The following is a 970-nucleotide window of genomic DNA, read 5'->3' on the forward strand; positions in this document are numbered from 1 at the left end:
AAGTGTGACTGCGACAGCGAACTACACGATCACCCAGGCAGACCTTGACAACGGCAGTGTGACCAACACAGCTACCGCGAGTGGCAACGAAGTGACTTCGAACCAAGACAGCGAAACGGCTACGGCAAATCAAACCTTTGACTATACGATTACAAAAGTTGCTGATATTCAAACATACAGTGCCGTAGATGAGGAGGTTGACTATACTATTACAGTAAAAAATACTGGTAATGTTACCTTAAAAGGTATTGTAGTGACAGACCCATTGACTGGATTGGATGAGACAATAGAAAGCCTTGCTCCTGGCGATGAAAGTGTTCTGGTAACTACCTACTTGATAACTCAAGTTGATTTGGACGAAGGATTCGTAACAAATACTGCTACAGCTTCTTTTGGAGAAATTGAAAAAACTGCATCCGAAATCATAAATGCAGATCAGAATCCTTTCTTGGATATTACCAAGGTGGCTGATAATAAGACTTATGATGCAGTAGGTAATGTGATTACCTACACAATTACCGTAACCAATACCGGAAATATAACTCTTAATGAGATTGAGGTTTCCGATCCTTTGACAGGTTTGGATGAACTTATTTCAGTCCTTTCTCCTGGAGATTCTGAAGTTTTTGAAACATCCTACACTATTTCTCAGGATGATATTGAAGATGGCCAAGTTGTGAATACAGCTACGGCAAAAGTTGGAGAAATTGAGGAGAAAGCTTCCGAGATTGTTTCTGCCATCCAGCGGGCATCGATCAACCTGAACAAGGTTTCGAATGTGGCTACAGTGGATGCGGTTGGCGATGTGATTGTCTATACGCTGACAGTGACCAACACGGGCAATGTGACCTTGAGTAACGTGACGGTAACGGATCCGAAGACGGGATTGAACCAGAACGTGGGCACGTTGAATCCGGGAGCAAGCCAGGCGGTGAATACCCAGTATGTAGTAACCTTGGCGGATATGAAT

General features: G+C 43.4%; 1 protein-coding gene. It reads left to right on the forward strand.

Annotated elements, in window-relative coordinates:
• Nucleotides 1–970: DUF7507 domain-containing protein (locus D0X99_RS20295; RefSeq protein WP_119479696.1), on the forward strand; the 970-nt coding region annotated here is incomplete at both ends.

The sequence above is a fragment of the Algoriphagus lacus genome (assembly GCF_003583985.1).
Lineage (GTDB): Bacteria > Bacteroidota > Bacteroidia > Cytophagales > Cyclobacteriaceae > Algoriphagus > Algoriphagus lacus.